This window comes from Pseudomonas sp. RA_35y_Pfl2_P32 (genome assembly GCF_963970735.1).
GTDB lineage: Bacteria > Pseudomonadota > Gammaproteobacteria > Pseudomonadales > Pseudomonadaceae > Aquipseudomonas.
Genome location: NZ_CAXAQF010000440.1, coordinates 1 through 255, shown reverse-complemented (window position 1 = coordinate 255; position 255 = coordinate 1). Strand labels below are relative to the sequence as shown.

Below are 255 nucleotides of genomic sequence, written 5' to 3'. Positions count from 1 at the left end.
AAGTGCGGTGGCGATCATCGGGCCAACCCCGCGCAGCTGCTGCAAACGGACGGCACTCGGCTCGCTTGCCGCGATTGCAGATATCTCGCTGTCGAGTTCGCCAACACGTTCATCCAGTGCGCGAAGGTCGCCCCACAAGCCATTCAGTAGCCGACGCAAGCGAACCGTCAAACCGTTATCCGCATCTTCTAGCCAGCACGGTATCGCACGACGCAGCATCAGTAACTCCTTCGGGGCGACTAGACCGTACTCGGC

1 pseudogene is annotated in these 255 nt (G+C 60.8%); it reads right to left on the bottom strand.

Features of this window, described 5'->3' with window-relative positions:
* Positions 1–255, bottom strand: a pseudogene (locus AACY45_RS29070) (IS110 family transposase); the annotation flags it as partial.